This is a genomic window from Streptomyces barkulensis, assembly GCF_002843305.1.
GTDB lineage: Bacteria > Actinomycetota > Actinomycetes > Streptomycetales > Streptomycetaceae > Streptomyces > Streptomyces barkulensis.
In genome coordinates this window covers 278,346-293,263 of sequence record NZ_PGSG01000009.1, presented here as the reverse complement: position 1 = coordinate 293,263, position 14,918 = coordinate 278,346, and the positions used below count along the sequence as shown (strand labels likewise).

Genomic DNA, 14,918 nt, shown 5'->3' with positions numbered 1-14,918 from the left:
GAGCATGTCTCACGTGGTGAGTTGGGCGAGTTTCTTGTAGCAGGTCAGGGCGGCCGCGAGGCCGAGGAAGGCCAGGAAGTGGCTGCCCTTGCGCTCGTACCGGACGGTGAGGCGCCGGTAGCCGAAGAGCCAGGAGATCGACCGTTCGATCTTCCAGCGGTGCCGGCCCAGGCGCTCGCCGGACTCGATGCCGGGCCGGGCGATGCGCGGGACGATGCCCCGCTCGCGCAGCCATGCCAGCTTCTCGGCGGAGTGGTAGGCCTTGTCGGCGCGGAGCCTGCCGGGGCGGCGTCTGCGCGGGCCGCGCCGGGAGCGGACGGCGGGGATGCCCGCCACCAGCGGCAGGAGCGCCTGGCTGTCGTGGACGTTCGCGCCCGAGACGCCCAGGGCGAGCGGCAGGCCCTGGGCATCGGACAGAACGTGGAGCTTGCTGCCCTTCTTGCCCCGGTCGACCGGATTGCGCCCGGTCAGCGAGCCCCCTTTTTCGCCCGCACACTCGCCGCGTCCACGATCGCCGCGGCCCAGTCCACCTCGCCCCGGGCCCCGAGTTCGTCCAGCACCGCCCGGTGCAGCCGGCGCCACAGCCCGGCCTCGGTCCAGAGCGTGAACCGGCGGTGCGCGGTGGCCGGGGAGATGCCGAAGGTCTCCGGCAGATGCCGCCAGGCACACCCGCTGGTCAGCACGTACACCACGGCGGTGAAAGCGGCCCGCTCGTCCACCGGGGCGGTCCCACCGCCCTGCGGCCGGGACGTGAACTTCGGCAGCAGCGGAGCTGCCAGCTCCCACAAACCGTCGGGAACCAACCGCTGCGACAGATCAACACTCACAGCCACCCATCATGCCGCACCGAACCCACCACGTGAGACAAGGTCTTGATCCTTTCGGCGCTCGACGTCTCGGGTGAGGTGAAGGAAAAGTTCCTCGCGACTGCCAGAGTAGAGGCTACGGAGGCGACAGCATGGCGCCTGCTGCGTCGCATGGGGCCATGGAAGCACCAGAACACCATCAAGGCCATTGAAAGCAGCACGTCTCTGCTCAGGCTGTTTCAGGGACAGCTCATTCCCGGACTCCTCCAGACGCCGGAATACGCCACAGCGGTGTTCTCCCTGCCGCCCGCGTTACCGGAGGAGACCAGGAATCGAACGGTGACCGCCAGACTGGAGCGGCAGGCGACGCTGTACGAGGACGGCCGATCGTTCCACTTCGTCATCTGCGAACACGTCCTGCGATGGCTGGTCTGCGAGCCGGCTGTCATGGCTACCCAACTGGATCGGGTCGTGTCCCTCTCCCGGCTTCCCAACGTGAGCATCGGCGTCGTGCCGCTGACTGGCCGGATGCCCGACTTCCCCATGACGTGCTTCAGCATCCACGATGACCGGCTTGTGATCGTCGAGACGTTCCACTCGGAGATCACCACGCGTGAACCCAGAGACATCCAGACGTACATCGAGACCTTCGGCCGCTTCTCCGCTGTGGCGCTCCACGGGGACGACATGCGCTGTCTCGTCGAGGGCATCCGAGACGATTTCTTTCTTCAACGGGAAAGAGGGTAGGACTGCCCCGCCAGACCCCCGAGGATGGGTGACGCAACAGAGCGCAGGCGGGGGCAGTCGCGCGAGTGAAAAGGATGATGGCGAAATCCGAGCCCGCGTATCCGGTACTTCCCCTTTCCAGCTGGAACCCGCGCCGGGTGTGACATGTGCGCGGCGCTGGTCCAGCAGTGTCGGGCAGCCGTGACAGGGGCGAAGCGCCGGTGGTGACGAACGCCGGAGTGGAGTTCCCGAACCACCCGCATCCCGAGCTTCCCGCCTGATTCCCGGCGGGAGTCCCGAGAAGAGAGGTAAGCCGATGGATAAGCAGAGCACCGTCTTGGCCACCCCCGCGGGGGGTGGACTGCTCATCGCGAAGCGGAAGATCGTGGCCGCGCGCACCCGCGCCGAGCAGGAGTCGGACATCAGCAGTGGCCGTTCCGACGGCAACGACTGACGGGAGCGCCCACGTTGCTTGACGCAGCCTCGTGGGCGGGGCGTCTGGGCGGGGACGCGTTCCTCGCCCGGACGTACCACCGCTCCTACGCGCACTTCCCCAGGATCGCTGACGGGGCGGGCCTGTTCTCCTGGGACGACCTGAACCGGATCATCGCCACGCAGCGGCTGGAGCCGCCCCGGCTGCGCCTGTCGGCGGATGGCGAGATGGTCCCGCTGCACCGCTACGCGATCCCGACCACGAACCGCCGCGCGGTCACCTGGTCCAGTATCCAGCCGTCCGACTTCCACGCGCAGCTCAGGGATGGGGCATCGCTGGTCCTCGATGCGGTCGAGAAGATCCACCCCGCTGTGGGGGCGGCTGCCGAGGGGCTGGAACGCTTCCTCGGGACTTCTGTGCAGGTCAACGTGTACGCCTCGTGGACCGAGCGGGAGGGCTTCGGTCGGCACTGGGACGACCATGATGTCGTCGTGGTCCAGTTGCACGGCTCGAAGCGGTGGCGTCTGTGGGGGGCGACCCGTGAGGCGCCCACTTTCCGGGATGTAGAGCCGCCAAAGGAGCCGGAGGGCGAGCCGGTGGCGGACCTCGTCCTGTCCCCGGGGGACGTGCTCTATCTGCCACGCGGCTGGTGGCACGCGGTCACCGCCGACCAGGGGATGGAATCCCTTCACCTCACGTTCGGTATGGTCCCGCACACGGGTGCCGACCTGATGCTGTGGGTCGTCGATCAGCTCCGGGCGTCCCTCGCGCTGCGCAGGGACATTCCGCGCTTCGGCTCGCCGACGGAACGGTCGGACTTCATTGACGCGGTACGCCGCGAGGTGGCCGACATGATGGCGGACCCGCAGCTCGTGGAACGGTGGGCGGAGTCGATCGACACGACCGACCGGGGCCACGCGATCCCGTCCCTGCCGTATGTGGGCGGGCTCCCCGCACTACGGGAGATCACGGTGAAGCTCACCGCTCCGAGAGGCCGCCTGACGGCGAACCCGACACAGGGCACGGTCACCTTCTCGGCAGCCGGTACCGCTTGGGAATTCGCCGAACCCGCCGCGCCCGCGCTGGGCGCGCTGCTGACCAACCAGCCGACCACGCTCGGCGAACTCGCCGACTCCGCGGGACTGGAGGCCAAGGACGTAGCCGGACTGCTCTCCGTCCTCATTGACGGCCATGCCGTCGCAGTCGTGGGTACGGCGCTGTGACCGCTGCACTCTCCCTGGGGACATACCGCGTGCGTGCCGTCAGCCAGGCGGCACGCACCGCCCTGGCCGCCGGTAGCCCATGGGTGGACACGGCACCCAACTACGCCTATGGCCGGGCGCATGAGGAACTGCGCCTGGTTCTCGGGGAGTACCCGACCGTGCGGGTAGCCACGAAGACGGGGTTCTTCACGGCGGAGCAAGGCCGCACCGCCCTGACTGAGGGCGTGCTCACCCGAGAAGAGGCGGCCAGTAGGCACAGCCTTGAACGGCACTTCGTCCGCTGGCAGACGGAGCGATCCTTGGCCGCGCTCGGGCGCGTGGACCTTGTGTTCGTGCACAACCCCGAGCACCACGGGCACGGCCTTGACCGTGCCGTTCTGCACGGGCGTGTACGGGAAGCCTTCACGGCGCTGGAAGAGTTCGCCCATGCGGGCAGGATCGGCGGGTACGGCGTCGCCACCTGGTCGGGCCTGACCTCCGGAGCGCTCAGCGTGCCCGAGTTGCTCACGCTCGCCCAGCAGGCGGCCGGTTCCGCCGAGCACCACTTCACGGGCTTGCAGATGCCCGTCAGCCTGATCATGGATGCCCCGATCACACAGGCCCTGAACGGTGGCGGACCACTGGTACAGGCGAAGGACGCGGGGCTGATCACCTTCGGCTCCGCTCCGCTGCACGGAGGCGAACTCCTCGACGCCGTGACACCCGAACTGGTGAACCTCATCCGCCCCGGCCTGTCGGCCGCAGCCGCTGCCCTGCTGGCCGCTGGCTCGTGCCCTGGTCTCGATGTCGTCCTCACCTCCGCGAGCACCCGCGAGCACTGGGACGATGTGGCCAAGGCTCTGGCCGCGCCGCTGACGGCCCGGGAACTCAGGAAGGTGACGGATGAACTCGCCGGTTAATGAGGAGGTGCGGGCCCTGATGGAGGCCGCCCACGACCGGGCGGCCAAGGAACTCGGCCTCACCTGCACGGGGCCGCCGGCGTGGGGCTTCCTCGGTGTCACCCTCGGACGCCGAGCGGGAGACCGGTGGCTGCGGGTCAGCCGGACGGCGAAGCGCAACGCGGGCAGGAAGCGAGGGGAGGGCATCGTCGGCGCCTCTGAACTGGTGCCTGACGGCGTCCCCCGCCCCCGCCTCTACGCAGTGCACGACTGGACTGACGGGGAGTGGGCTTTCGAGGCCGAAGTCCTGGACTGCCTCACACAAACCGTGGTGTCCCCGGACCGGGCCGACATCGACCACGATCCGAGGTTGCCTGACGAGTGGTGGGCGGACCTTCGCCGAGCCCTTTCCCTGCTCGCTGAGGCGGAGGGGGTGAAGATCACCGTCCGGGACGGCTGGACCGAGCGGGCCTTCCCTCAATTCCTTGGCGTCCCGGCGCCCGTCAAGGTGGAGCGGGTGACCGGTCACGGCGACCTCCACTGGGGAAACCTCACGGCCATGCCCCTGGCCCTGCTGGACTGGGAGCGGTGGGGTTTGGTGCCCTTCGGCTATGACGCGGGGCTCCTCCACGCCAACAGCCTGCTTGTTCCCGACGTTGCCGCCCGCATTCGCAAGGAGTTCGCGGCGGTCCTCGACACCCCCGCCGGCCGAATTGGGGAGCTTGCCGCGCTGGCGGAGATGCTGCAAGCCGTAGCCCGTGGCTGGTACCCCGACCTTGCGCCTCACCTGGTGGCCCGAGCGGAGGCACTCACGGGAGTACGCCCGCCCGTTCCGGTGCACTCCGAAGTTGTCGGCTGAAGGGCTCACCCTGTTGCCGAGGCCCCGGCGCATCTCCTCGCGCCGGGGCCTCGGCTTTCGGCTTCCGTGCTCTTGTGCACCCGTCTCAGGCGCTGTCCGGGATTGTCCGATGATCACCCTGCCGTGCCCGTGATCACCCGGTAGACGGTCGTCCGCACCACTCATAGCGCCTGGGTGATGGCGCCGTAGCTTCTGCCCTCGGTTACGAGTTCCCGCGACTGCCGGATCTCTTCGGTGTGCATGCCCTTGGGGCGACCACCGACGTGCCGGTCCTCGCTCATCGTGGCTTACGGTGTCGGCCGCGCCCGGGAGCCAGGGGGTTGGCAGGAGGTTCGGGGGTCTCTCCCCGGGATACCTGCTCGGTGGGAGGCCGGACGATCCTGCGGGCATGAATCAGGTTGTCGGCCATCGCGAAGAACTCCCACGATGACCTGTTCCACCGCTCGACCAACCTCGGCTGGCCGGGACCCACATGTTCGCCGCGTCGGGGGCCGTAGGCGTGCACGATGCGCATTCGGCCGATTCGGGCTTCGCGGCGAGCCATGTAGTCGGACAGTGGTTCTTCATCGGGCATCCGTTTGTTCCTGTCGCTTCAGCACCAGAGCGGCCGGCGCGGAGGGGAGCGCCGACCGCTTCGGCCGTACGCGGGACGGGAGCTTGAGCACTGCCATCAGGTGGTCCAGGTGATCCTCTGGCCTTCGGGTGATGCGGTGATCAGGAACCGGTCCAGAGTCGGTGCTCCGTCCCTGTGCCATCGGCTCAGATGGTCTTCGATCCGGTCCCACAGCCGGTCGGGACCGCCCTGCCGGACGAGCCGCCGTTCGCTCTCCCTCCGCAGTGCGGCCCAGGCCCCGGCGTCCACGTCCAGAAGGCCGGAGTCGATACGGACGGGAAAGATCCGGTCCCCGATCACCGTCACCCGAACATCGGCGACCTTGTCCACGCGACTCTGGAAGAGATGGGCGGTGCCGGCCACCTGTCCGTCCAACTGGTCGGCGGTGACTTCCCCGACCTCCACGGTGCAGGACGCCCCGTCCACGCGGTACAGCGGAGTGGACAGGGGCTTGTAGACGGCAGGGCCGTGGTCCTTGACGAACCTTTTTGCCGCTTCGGGGTCGGAGGTGACCATCGTGTCGGGGACCTTGAAGCCGCACTGCGCCGCAGCGACGAGCCCCGAGGGCTTGAACTCGGCGTCTCCGATGCGGTGGGGGTGGTTGACGTACAGACAGCCGGGCAGGGACGCGAGGACGCCGCCGAGTCCGTAACGGGCCTGTGTGACGGCGAATCGAGCGTCCTGCTCATTGAGGTGCGGGAAGGCGAAGCCCGAAGGACGCCGGTAGTAGAGGGAGCGGACGCGGGAGAGGTCTGCGGCGCGTGTCGGGGTGACCAGGGTTCCGCTGATGCCCTCTTCGGTGATGGTTGCCGCGACCGACAAGGTGGCGGGGAAGTCCCCGGAGTCGAGCCGCACGACCGGGGTGCCCCGGTCGTGCAGCTCGTTGATCACCAGGTCGGCCGTAGGGTCGTCGATCATGGTGACGACCAGCACCGGGCCGTCATTGATCACTGGTCGCTGTCGTTCCCGGTGTCCTGGTCACCGCCACCGGAGCCACCGGGCCCGGCGCCGTCCGACGGGTTGCCGGTGTTCGTGGCCGGGTTCGTGCCGGTGCTGGTGCCGTGTCCGGGCATCTCCATGACCTGCCCGCTGTGGTCGAAGTAGCGGGCGGTCTGCGTCGTGGGGTCGATCTCGGCTCGCGCGTAGCCGGGCGCCAGGGCCGGGTACGGGGCCATCCTCCGAACGCCCCACGGAACGGCGGTTGCATGCCCCTGGGGTACCGGCGAACCGGTCGGGAGCCGATCCGAGTGATTGAACACGTTGTCCTCCATAGTGGGTTTCGCAGTGATGTTCGGGCGAACCCGCCCGGGTCGCGCTCGACCTGTACATCAACCGGGCGCGCCCGGAGCGGGGTGGAACCCCGCCTCCGTGGCAACCAGCCTTTGCCGTGGGGTTGGTGGCGGCCTACGTGCCAGGGAGGTGGGAGATCAGAGGCGGTCCTTCGCTTCCACATAGGCCCAGACCATGTGGTCCAGTTCGGCGATGCACTCACGGCATCCGTAGAACGGCGCCTGTATCCCGGAAGAGGTCACAGGCCCGAGCCAGATCACGGGAATGTGCGAGCGCCGGCAGTACAACCAGCACATGCCTGTAGTCCATACGCGCCTTTCGTCCGCCTGCGCTGGGCACGGACGGCCGCTCGGAGGGTGCGGCGCCGCTCCCGGCAGAGGGCTGAAGGCACTCACTACGCGGTGGGCGGGACGGGGCACAGGCTTCCCCTTCGGCACCGGAGGCACTGGCACGGGGGCCAGCGGTCCGTCTTCGGAGGTTGGTCGACCGGCTTTACCGTGTGCGTACGCTTGACCGTCCGTCGCCTGCCGTCAGCGGACACCCGGTATACCGAGATCGCCATCATGTAGGCCCCCCAGCTTGCCGTTCGTCGCCTGTTGTCGCTTTCCGTAATCAGTCAACGACAGATGCGTGTTGTGAAGGTGCACAAGAAGTGCACAACCCAAGGCACGGGTAGAAGCCCCGGAGAGCATGGAGACCGGAACAACCGACCAGGAAGACATGGCGCATGAGTGCGGAGATCACCACGCCCGGGCCCGGCGCGAACGTCAAGGTTCTGCGTCTGCGGCGGGGTTGGCTGCAAGACCAGCTCGCCGCCAGGGCCGGTATGTCGAAGTCGATGCTCGGGAAGATCGAGCGAGGCGACCGGCCGCTCACCCAGAGCATGGGAGCGGCGCTCGCGAACGCCTTCGGGATCACGCTGGACGAGCTGCTGGGGCAGGCTCCGGTACGGGCCGGCGACGAGGACCGGCTGAAAGAGCTGCGGAGCGTGATGCGGCGCTTCGACCTCCCGACCGGTGAGCCGGTCCAGGGTGACCGGATCGAGCGGGATCTCGCCGAGCTGTTCCGTCTGCGCGGTGACGCCGACCTCTCCGCCGTGACCCGGGCCCTGCCCGGCCTGCTGCGGCGAGTGCAGGACCACGCCCACGGCACAGGACTGCCCGAGGACTGGGCGAAGGTCGCCGACGTGTACAGCGCGGTCTACTGGCTGGCGGCCCGGCACCGCTGGATGACACTCGCGGAGCTGGCGGTCACCAGGCAGGGGCAGGCGGCGGAGCGGGCGAACGCCCTGACCCGCGCCGTGGCGGCCCGTGACGAGGCCGGAACCTTCCTCAACGGCGGCGACTTCGCCGGAGGGTTGGCCCTGGTGGACCAGGCTGTCGTGCTCGCCGAATCCACCATGCGGGGCAGGCCGCGCCACCTGGCTCTGGGGTTGCTGCACCTCAGGGGGATGACGCTGGCGGGCCGGCTGCGGGACGACCGGACCGCCGAGCGGCACATCAAGGCCGCGCTAAAGGCCGCGGAGGCCGTCGGCACCGATGTCGACGTGCAGGGCGTGCACTTCGGTCCGGAGAACACGGTCACCCATGTGGTGGCGACCCGGGTGGACCTGAAGAGGAACGCCGAGGCGCTGGAGGACGCAGAGAGGTACCTCCGCAACGGGTACTCGCTGCCCGCGACCCGCATCGGCCCGCTCCACATGAACATCGCCAGGGCGAAACTGGCCCTGAAGGACCGGGACGGGGCGGTGGACTCCCTCATGGCGGCCTGGAGCGTCGTGCCGCAGATGGCGAAGGTCCACCCCACCAGTCAGGAACTGAGCAGGGTGCTCGTATCCCTGCACCGGCGGAGCAATCCGAGGATCAACACTCTGGCGAAGAGGGCCGGCATCCGCCTCTGACAGCGGATGACGGGCCGCAACGGCGGGAAGGCCCGGCCAGGGGTACCCGCTGGCCGGGGGCGGGGCGCGCTGACACACTGGCCGCATGCCCGAGCTGATCCTCCCCGCCCCGCGCGTCCACGCCTCCTTCCTGGAGGCCATGAAGGAGTTCGAGGCCGAGGGCCGCGGCGGGCCGCAGGACAACTCGATGGTCGGCCGCGACATCCTCCGGTACGGCGGGCGCTGGCACGATCCGGAGGTCTTCGCCGAGTACGCCGCCGCCGTCCGTGCCGACGCGGACGAGGACAGCCCGCGCCCCGAGGGCCACGTCCCGTGCACCACCCTGTGGTGGGTCGAGGGCGACACCTACCTCGGCCGTATCGCCGTCCGCCACCGGCTCAACGGCTTCCTGCTCGACTACGGCGGCCACATCGGCTATGACGTCCGGGCCTCCGCCCGCCGCCGGGGCCACGCCACCGCGATGCTGCGCGCCGCCCTGCCCGTCGTCCACTCCCTCGGCATCGACCCGGTGCTGGTCACCTGCGACGACACCAACACCGCCTCCCGCCGCGTCATCGAGAAGTGCGGGGGTGTCTTCGAGGACCGGCGGGGGAAGAAACTGCGGTACTGGATCGCCACGGGACCGGCCGCGCCGCAGGTGCGCGGGGCCGGTCCGGGAGAGGGCGGAGCCACCGGCGAGTAGGCTGGTGGGTAGGTACGGGCCTACCGGCCCCGCACCGGCGGGGACGGCCCGGCCGCCAGTGTTCGACCGAGGGGCGCTCGTCGCGCCACCCCGCAGCAAGGAGAAGGATCCTGGGCAAGCGACAGCCCGAAGGCCCGCCGCCCGCACCCGCGGTGCAGCGCATCCGCCTGCGTTACACCAAACGCGGCCGCCTCCGGTTCACCAGTCACCGCGACTTCCAGCGCGCTTTCGAGCGGGCACTGCGCCGGGCCGAGGTGCCCATGGCGTACTCCGCGGGCTTCACCCCGCACCCCAAGGTCTCGTACGCGAACGCGGCGCCGACCGGCACGGGCAGCGAGGCCGAGTACCTGGAGATCGCCCTCACCGAGCGGCGCGACCCGGAGATGCTGCGGCGGCTGCTCGACGAGTCGCTGCCCGACGGACTCGACGTCGTCGACGCGGTGGAGGCGCACACCAGCGGCTTCGCCGACCGTCTGACGGCCTCCCGCTGGGAGCTGCGGCTCGACGGGATGGAGCCGGAGGAGGTCCGCAAGGCGGTGGAGGTCTTCCTCGCGGCGGACTCGGTCGAGGTCAGCAGGCAGACCAAGAAGGGCATGCGCACCTTCGACACCCGCGCCGCCGTGGCCTCGCTGGAGGCCGCCCCGGCCGGGTCCGATAGGCCCGGCGAGGGTCCCTGTGCGATACTGCGCCTGGTGGTACGGCACCTGACACCTGCCGTACGACCCGACGACGTCCTGTCCGGCCTCCGAGCTACGGCCGACCTGGCGCCGCCGGTCCCCGCAGCGGTGACCAGGCTGGCGCAGGGGCCGCTCGATGAGGAGACCGGCACGGTGACCGATCCGCTTGCGCCCGACCGCGACGCAACCCCCGCCGCGACGGTGCCGGACGGCACCGCGTAAGGCCGACGCCGCCGCGCCGCCGATGTGCGAGGCACCAGGGAGCCACCCGGGTCCGGCCGTCAGGCAGGCGCATCCACCAGCAGACTTTCGCCGTGTCCGGGCCCGAAGGCACGGAACCGGCGAGCGAGACGACAGCTCCCGTGCGGCGCCCGCGCCCCGGACAGCGGCCCGCGCACATCACGCGGAGCCCGGCCGGATCGAGGCACGGCGCCCGGGAGCGTGAACGGGAGAACCGCCCGCATGCGCGAGCCCATGGAATCCGCGGAGTCCACACCCGCGGAGAACACCGACACCACGCCCGCAGCACCCGCCGTGACCGGAACGGAGGCGGAGGCCGGACAGGCCGGACAGGCCGGACAGGGCAGTCCCAGCGACACGCTGCCGCCGCGCCGGCGCCGCCGCGCCGTGTCCCGTCCGGCGGGACCGCCCGCGGCGGCCTCGGCCGAGCCGGAGGTCGTCACCGCGGTGGCCGCCGCCGCACCGGCCGGGGACGCGCCGGCGCAGGCCGACGAGCCCGAGCCCGCCGCCGAGCCCGCCGCCGAGCCCGCCGCCGAGACGCAGACCGCGCCCGCGCGGCCCCGGCGCCGCGCCGTCCGCCGGGCCTCCGCCCCGGCGGGCCCGCCGCAGGCGGCCGAGACGGTGGTGCCCGCCGAGCCGGCCGGCGCAGAGTCCGAGCCCGCCGCTGAGACGCCCGAGACGCCCGAGACGGCCGGTGCCCCCGAGTCCGCGGCGGCCGAGGAGCAGCCGGCCCCGGCGCGTACGCGCCGCCGTGCCACTCGCCGGGCCTCCGCTCCGGCGGGCCCGCCGCAGGCGGCCGCGCAGAGCGCGGAGCCCGAGCCCGCCGCCGAAGCGGCGGAACCGGCCGGTTCCGCCGCTCCCGCCGAATCCGCCGTACCGGCCGCCGAGGAGCAGCAGGCACCCGCCCGTACCCGGCGGCGCACCCGCAGGACCGCCGAGAAGACCGACCGGCAGGAGACCGCGCAGGAGAAGCCCGCCGCCGAGGAGCCGGCCCGGGCGTCGGCCGAGGTCTCGGCCGGGTCCCCGGCCGAGGCGGAGAAGCCCGCGCGGACCCGGAAGTCCGCGAAGGTGCGGGCAGCCGAGGCCGCCGAGTCCGCCGAGTCCGCCGAGGCGGAGAAGCCCGTACAGGCCGCCGAGGCCGGGCCCGCCACTTCCCGGCGTTCCCGCAGGAAGCCGCCGATGGCACCGGTGGCGGTGTTCCAGGCGCCCGTGTTCGCCGAGCCGGTCTTCCAGACCCCGGAGACCGCGGCGGCCGCCGCCACGGAGTCCGCCGAGGAGGAGCCGGAGACCTCCGAGGAGACCTCCGAGGAGTACGGGGCCGAGACCGGCGGCACCGCGGAGGCCGAGCGCGAGGAGCGCGCCGCGGCCCGTCGCCGTCGCCGCCGCCGCAGGAACGGCGAGCCCGCCGAGCAGGAGGACCGGGACGAGCAGCCCGCCGCCGGGGGCGCCGGGAGCGGCACCGGGGCCGGGGAGGCCGCGGAGACCCGGGCCGGGTCCGGAGCCGCCGGGGAGGGCGGCGAGGAGGACGAGGAGACCTACGGCCGGGGCGAGGCCGGTGAGGGCGAGGAGCGTCCCTCGCGCCGCCGCCGACGCGGCGGACGCCGCCGCCGTCGCGGCTCCGACGCCGAGACCTCCGAGGACACCGCTGAGGGCGAGGAAGGCGACGAGGCCCGGGAGAGCGCCGGGGAGACCGGGGAAGCGGCTGCAGAGAGCGGCCGGGAGGACGGGGAGCGGGGCGAGGACGCCGAGGAGCACCAGGGCGCCTCCAGCAGCACCTCGCGCCGTCGTCGCCGGCGCCGGCGCCGCGGCGGCGAGGCCGAGCCCCAGGCCGCCGAGGTGGCCCCGGACGACCCGGAACGCACGGTCGTCAAGGTGCGCGAGCCGCGGAAGAAGAAGGACGAGTCCTCCGAGAGTGCCGACGGCGTGCAGTCCATCAAGGGCTCCACCCGTCTGGAGGCCAAGAAGCAGCGCCGCCGCGAGGGCCGCGAGCAGGGCCGCCGCCGCGTCCCGATCATCACCGAGGCCGAGTTCCTGGCCCGCCGTGAGGCCGTCGAGCGCGTCATGGTCGTCCGCCAGAGCGGCGAGCGCACCCAGATCGGGGTGCTGGAGGACGGCGTCCTCGTCGAGCACTTCGTCAACAAGGAGCAGGCCACCAGCTACGTCGGCAACGTCTACCTGGGCAAGGTCCAGAACGTCCTGCCGTCGATGGAGGCCGCCTTCGTCGACATCGGCAAGGGGCGCAACGCCGTCCTGTACGCCGGTGAGGTGAACTTCGAGGCGCTGGGCATGTCCGGCGGTCCGCGCCGCATCGAGACCGCGCTCAAGTCCGGCCAGTCCGTCCTGGTCCAGGTGACCAAGGACCCGATCGGCCACAAGGGCGCCCGGCTGACCAGCCAGGTCTCCCTCCCCGGCCGCTACCTGGTCTACGTGCCCGAGGGCTCGATGACCGGCATCAGCCGCAAGCTGCCGGACACCGAGCGGGCCCGGCTCAAGCAGATCCTCAAGCGGGTCGTCCCCGAGGACGCGGGCGTCATCGTCCGCACCGCCGCCGAGGGCGCCAGCGAGGACGAGCTGCGCCGCGACGTCGAGCGGCTCCAGGCGCAGTGGGAGGACATCCAGAAGAAGGCCCGCAAGGGCGGCGCGCCGACGCTGCTCTACGGCGAGCCGGACATGACCGTCCGGGTCGTCCGCGACATCTTCAACGAGGACTTCTCCAAGGTCGTCATCAGCGGCGACCAGGCGTGGGAGACGATCCACGGATACGTCTCGCACGTCGCGCCGGACCTCGCCGACCGGCTCCAGCGCTGGACCTCCGAGGTGGACGTCTTCGCCACCTACCGGATCGACGAGCAGCTGATGAAGGCGCTGGACCGCAAGGTCTGGCTGCCCAGCGGCGGATCGCTGGTCATCGACCGCACCGAGGCGATGGTCGTGATCGACGTCAACACCGGCAAGTTCACCGGCCAGGGCGGCAACCTGGAGGAGACGGTCACCAGGAACAACCTGGAGGCGGCCGAGGAGATCGTGCGCCAGCTCAGGCTGCGCGACCTCGGCGGCATCATCGTGATCGACTTCATCGACATGGTGCTGGAGTCCAACCGCGACCTGGTGATGCGGCGTCTGCTGGAGTGCCTGGGGCGCGACCGCACCAAGCACCAGGTGGCCGAGGTCACCTCGCTGGGGCTGGTCCAGATGACGCGCAAGCGGGTCGGCCAGGGGCTGCTGGAGTCCTTCTCCGAGACCTGTGTGCACTGCAACGGCCGGGGCCTGATCGTCCACATGGACCAGGTGCAGACCCAGGGCGGCGGCGGTGGCGGCAAGCGCGGCAGGAAGAAGGGCAAGGCCGCGGCCCAGCAGCCCGAGGCCCCCGCTGAGCTCCCTGCCGCCGAGGCGCCGGCCGAGGTCTCCGAGCCCTCCGCGGAGGAGCCGGCGGCCGAGACGCCCGCCGAGGTGGCGGCGGAGGCCGCCGCGCCGGCTGCGCTGCCGGAGCCGGAGTTCGTCCCGGACGAGGAGCTGTACAGCAGCGCCGCCGAGGCCGAGGAGGCCGCCCGGCGCGGCCGCAGGCGGCGGCGCACCGGCGGCCGCAAGGTGTCGGCTCCGGCCGGTCCGCCGAGGGCGGCGGCCGAGGTGGAGGCCGCGGTGACGGTGGTTCCGGCGGCCGAGGAGGCGCCGCAGGCGCCCGCGCAGGAGCCGGCCGGGGCGGCGGAGCCCGTGGAGGCTCCGGCCGAGGCCGTCGTGCCCGAGGCCGTTGTGCCCGAGCCGGCCGAGCAGGAGGCGGCGCCGCGTGCCCGGCGCCGTGGCGCGCGCAAGGTGTCGGCTCCGGCCGGTCCGCCGAGGGCGACGGCCGAGGTGGAGGCCGCGGTGACGGTGGTTCCGGCGGCCGAGGAGGCGCCGCAGGCGCCCGCGCAGGAGCCGGCCGGGGCGGCGGAAACCGCCCCCGAGCCCGCTCCGCCGGCCCGTCCCCGCCGCCGTGTGGTGCGCCGTGCCGCGGCTCCGACCGGGTCTCCCGAGACGGCCGAGATCACCGAGCCCGCCGTTCCGTCCGCCGGGCCCGTGGCCGAACCGGAGCCCGCGGCCGAACCGGAGTCCGCCGCCGAGGCGCCGTCCGAGGTCTCCGGGGAGACCCCCGCGGAGCCCGCAGCGGAGGCTCCCGCGGGGGAAGCCGCTCCGGCGAAGAAGGCGGCCCGCAAGACGGCCAAGAAGGCGGCCGCCAAGAAGACCGCGTCCACGGCGAAGAAGGCCACCGCCAAGACGGCGGCCTCCAAGACCGCCGCCAAGAAGACGACGGCCAAGAAGGCGGCCGCCAAGAAGACCTCGGCGTCGGCGGCCAAGAAGACGACGGCCAAGAAGACGACGGCGAAGAAGGCCACCGGCAAGACGGCGGCCTCCAAGACCGCCGCCAAGAAGACGACCGCCCGTAAGACCGCGGCGGCCGAGCAGCAGAACCCGCCGTCCGTCTCGGCCCCGGCCGAGGACTGACGGAGGAAGGACCGGCCCCGGACGCCACCGGCGTCCGGGGCCGGTTTGACCCCCCGCGACAAAGCCCCGTAACCTTGACCGTCGCGGCGTGTCGATTGACACGCCAGGCTCC

Annotated in this window: 13 protein-coding genes; 9 read left to right on the top strand and 4 right to left on the bottom strand. The window is 71.7% G+C overall.

Annotated elements, in window-relative coordinates:
- Positions 1-9: 9 nt before the first annotated feature.
- A protein-coding gene (locus tag CUT83_RS03025) for an IS5 family transposase (protein WP_420882460.1) occupies positions 10-815 on the bottom strand; the annotation gives its coding sequence in 2 pieces (ribosomal slippage) (positions 10-477 and positions 480-815; 804 coding nt in all).
- Between the two features lie 57 nt (positions 816-872).
- Between CUT83_RS03025 and CUT83_RS03020 the strand changes: the two genes are divergently transcribed.
- From CUT83_RS03020 to CUT83_RS03005, 5 genes are all read left to right on the top strand, one after another.
- The gene (locus CUT83_RS03020) at positions 873-1,553 is read left to right on the top strand and encodes a DUF5753 domain-containing protein (RefSeq protein ID WP_101254287.1); all 681 of its coding nucleotides are present in this window, start codon (positions 873-875) and stop codon (positions 1,551-1,553) included.
- A gap of 295 nt (positions 1,554-1,848) precedes the next feature.
- The gene (locus tag CUT83_RS30245; RefSeq protein ID WP_165869562.1) at positions 1,849-1,986 is read left to right on the top strand and encodes a hypothetical protein; all 138 of its coding nucleotides are present in this window, start codon (positions 1,849-1,851) and stop codon (positions 1,984-1,986) included.
- Positions 1,987-2,000: 14 nt separating this feature from the next.
- Positions 2,001-3,188 (top strand): cupin domain-containing protein, encoded by a 1,188-nt coding sequence (locus tag CUT83_RS03015; protein ID WP_101254286.1) that lies wholly within the window; start codon positions 2,001-2,003, stop codon positions 3,186-3,188.
- Entirely contained in the window at positions 3,185-4,087 is a 903-nt protein-coding gene (locus CUT83_RS03010) for an aldo/keto reductase (RefSeq protein WP_101254285.1), read from the top strand. Before CUT83_RS03015 ends, CUT83_RS03010 begins: the two co-directional genes overlap by 4 nt.
- The gene (locus tag CUT83_RS03005) at positions 4,071-4,925 is read left to right on the top strand and encodes a hypothetical protein (protein ID WP_101254284.1); all 855 of its coding nucleotides are present in this window, start codon (positions 4,071-4,073) and stop codon (positions 4,923-4,925) included. Before CUT83_RS03010 ends, CUT83_RS03005 begins: the two co-directional genes overlap by 17 nt.
- A gap of 277 nt (positions 4,926-5,202) precedes the next feature.
- On the opposite strand, the gene CUT83_RS30685 is transcribed toward CUT83_RS03005, so the two are convergent.
- From CUT83_RS30685 to tgmA, 3 genes are all read right to left on the bottom strand, one after another.
- Positions 5,203-5,499: a DUF6087 family protein gene (locus CUT83_RS30685; RefSeq protein ID WP_101254283.1), complete on the bottom strand. Its 297-nt coding sequence runs from the start codon at positions 5,497-5,499 to the stop codon at positions 5,203-5,205.
- A gap of 96 nt (positions 5,500-5,595) precedes the next feature.
- Positions 5,596-6,489: an MvdC/MvdD family ATP grasp protein gene (locus tag CUT83_RS02995; protein WP_240958160.1), complete on the bottom strand. Its 894-nt coding sequence runs from the start codon at positions 6,487-6,489 to the stop codon at positions 5,596-5,598.
- On the bottom strand, positions 6,486-6,797 hold the full coding sequence (tgmA, locus tag CUT83_RS02990) for a putative ATP-grasp-modified RiPP (RefSeq protein ID WP_101254322.1): 312 nt from the start codon (positions 6,795-6,797) through the stop codon (positions 6,486-6,488). The genes CUT83_RS02995 and tgmA overlap by 4 nt, the downstream gene beginning before the upstream one ends.
- Before the next feature lie 758 nt (positions 6,798-7,555).
- Between tgmA and CUT83_RS02985 the strand changes: the two genes are divergently transcribed.
- The 4 genes from CUT83_RS02985 (at position 7,556) to CUT83_RS02970 (ending at position 14,806) form a co-directional block, all read left to right on the top strand.
- Positions 7,556-8,728, top strand: coding sequence for a helix-turn-helix domain-containing protein (locus tag CUT83_RS02985; RefSeq protein WP_101254282.1), 1,173 nt, complete (start codon positions 7,556-7,558; stop codon positions 8,726-8,728).
- Positions 8,729-8,813: 85 nt separating this feature from the next.
- The gene (locus tag CUT83_RS02980; RefSeq protein WP_173915010.1) at positions 8,814-9,410 is read left to right on the top strand and encodes a GNAT family N-acetyltransferase; all 597 of its coding nucleotides are present in this window, start codon (positions 8,814-8,816) and stop codon (positions 9,408-9,410) included.
- A gap of 152 nt (positions 9,411-9,562) precedes the next feature.
- The gene (locus tag CUT83_RS02975; RefSeq protein WP_101254281.1) at positions 9,563-10,309 is read left to right on the top strand and encodes a TIGR03936 family radical SAM-associated protein; all 747 of its coding nucleotides are present in this window, start codon (positions 9,563-9,565) and stop codon (positions 10,307-10,309) included.
- Between the two features lie 240 nt (positions 10,310-10,549).
- Entirely contained in the window at positions 10,550-14,806 is a 4,257-nt protein-coding gene (locus tag CUT83_RS02970) for an Rne/Rng family ribonuclease (RefSeq protein ID WP_101254280.1), read from the top strand.
- The last annotated feature ends 112 nt before the right edge of the window (positions 14,807-14,918 follow it).

Bases quoted from the DNA above. Each gene is read 5' to 3' on its own strand.
- CUT83_RS30245 (WP_165869562.1), top strand. From the start codon at position 1,849: ATGGATAAGCAGAGCACCGTCTTGGCCACCCCCGCGGGGGGTGGACTG.
- CUT83_RS03005 (WP_101254284.1), top strand. From the start codon at position 4,071: ATGAACTCGCCGGTTAATGAGGAGGTGCGGGCCCTGATGGAGGCCGCC.
- CUT83_RS30685 (WP_101254283.1), bottom strand. From the start codon at position 5,499: ATGCCCGATGAAGAACCACTGTCCGACTACATGGCTCGCCGCGAAGCC.
- CUT83_RS02985 (WP_101254282.1), top strand. From the start codon at position 7,556: ATGAGTGCGGAGATCACCACGCCCGGGCCCGGCGCGAACGTCAAGGTT.
- CUT83_RS02980 (WP_173915010.1), top strand. From the start codon at position 8,814: ATGCCCGAGCTGATCCTCCCCGCCCCGCGCGTCCACGCCTCCTTCCTG.
- CUT83_RS02970 (WP_101254280.1), top strand. From the start codon at position 10,550: ATGCGCGAGCCCATGGAATCCGCGGAGTCCACACCCGCGGAGAACACC.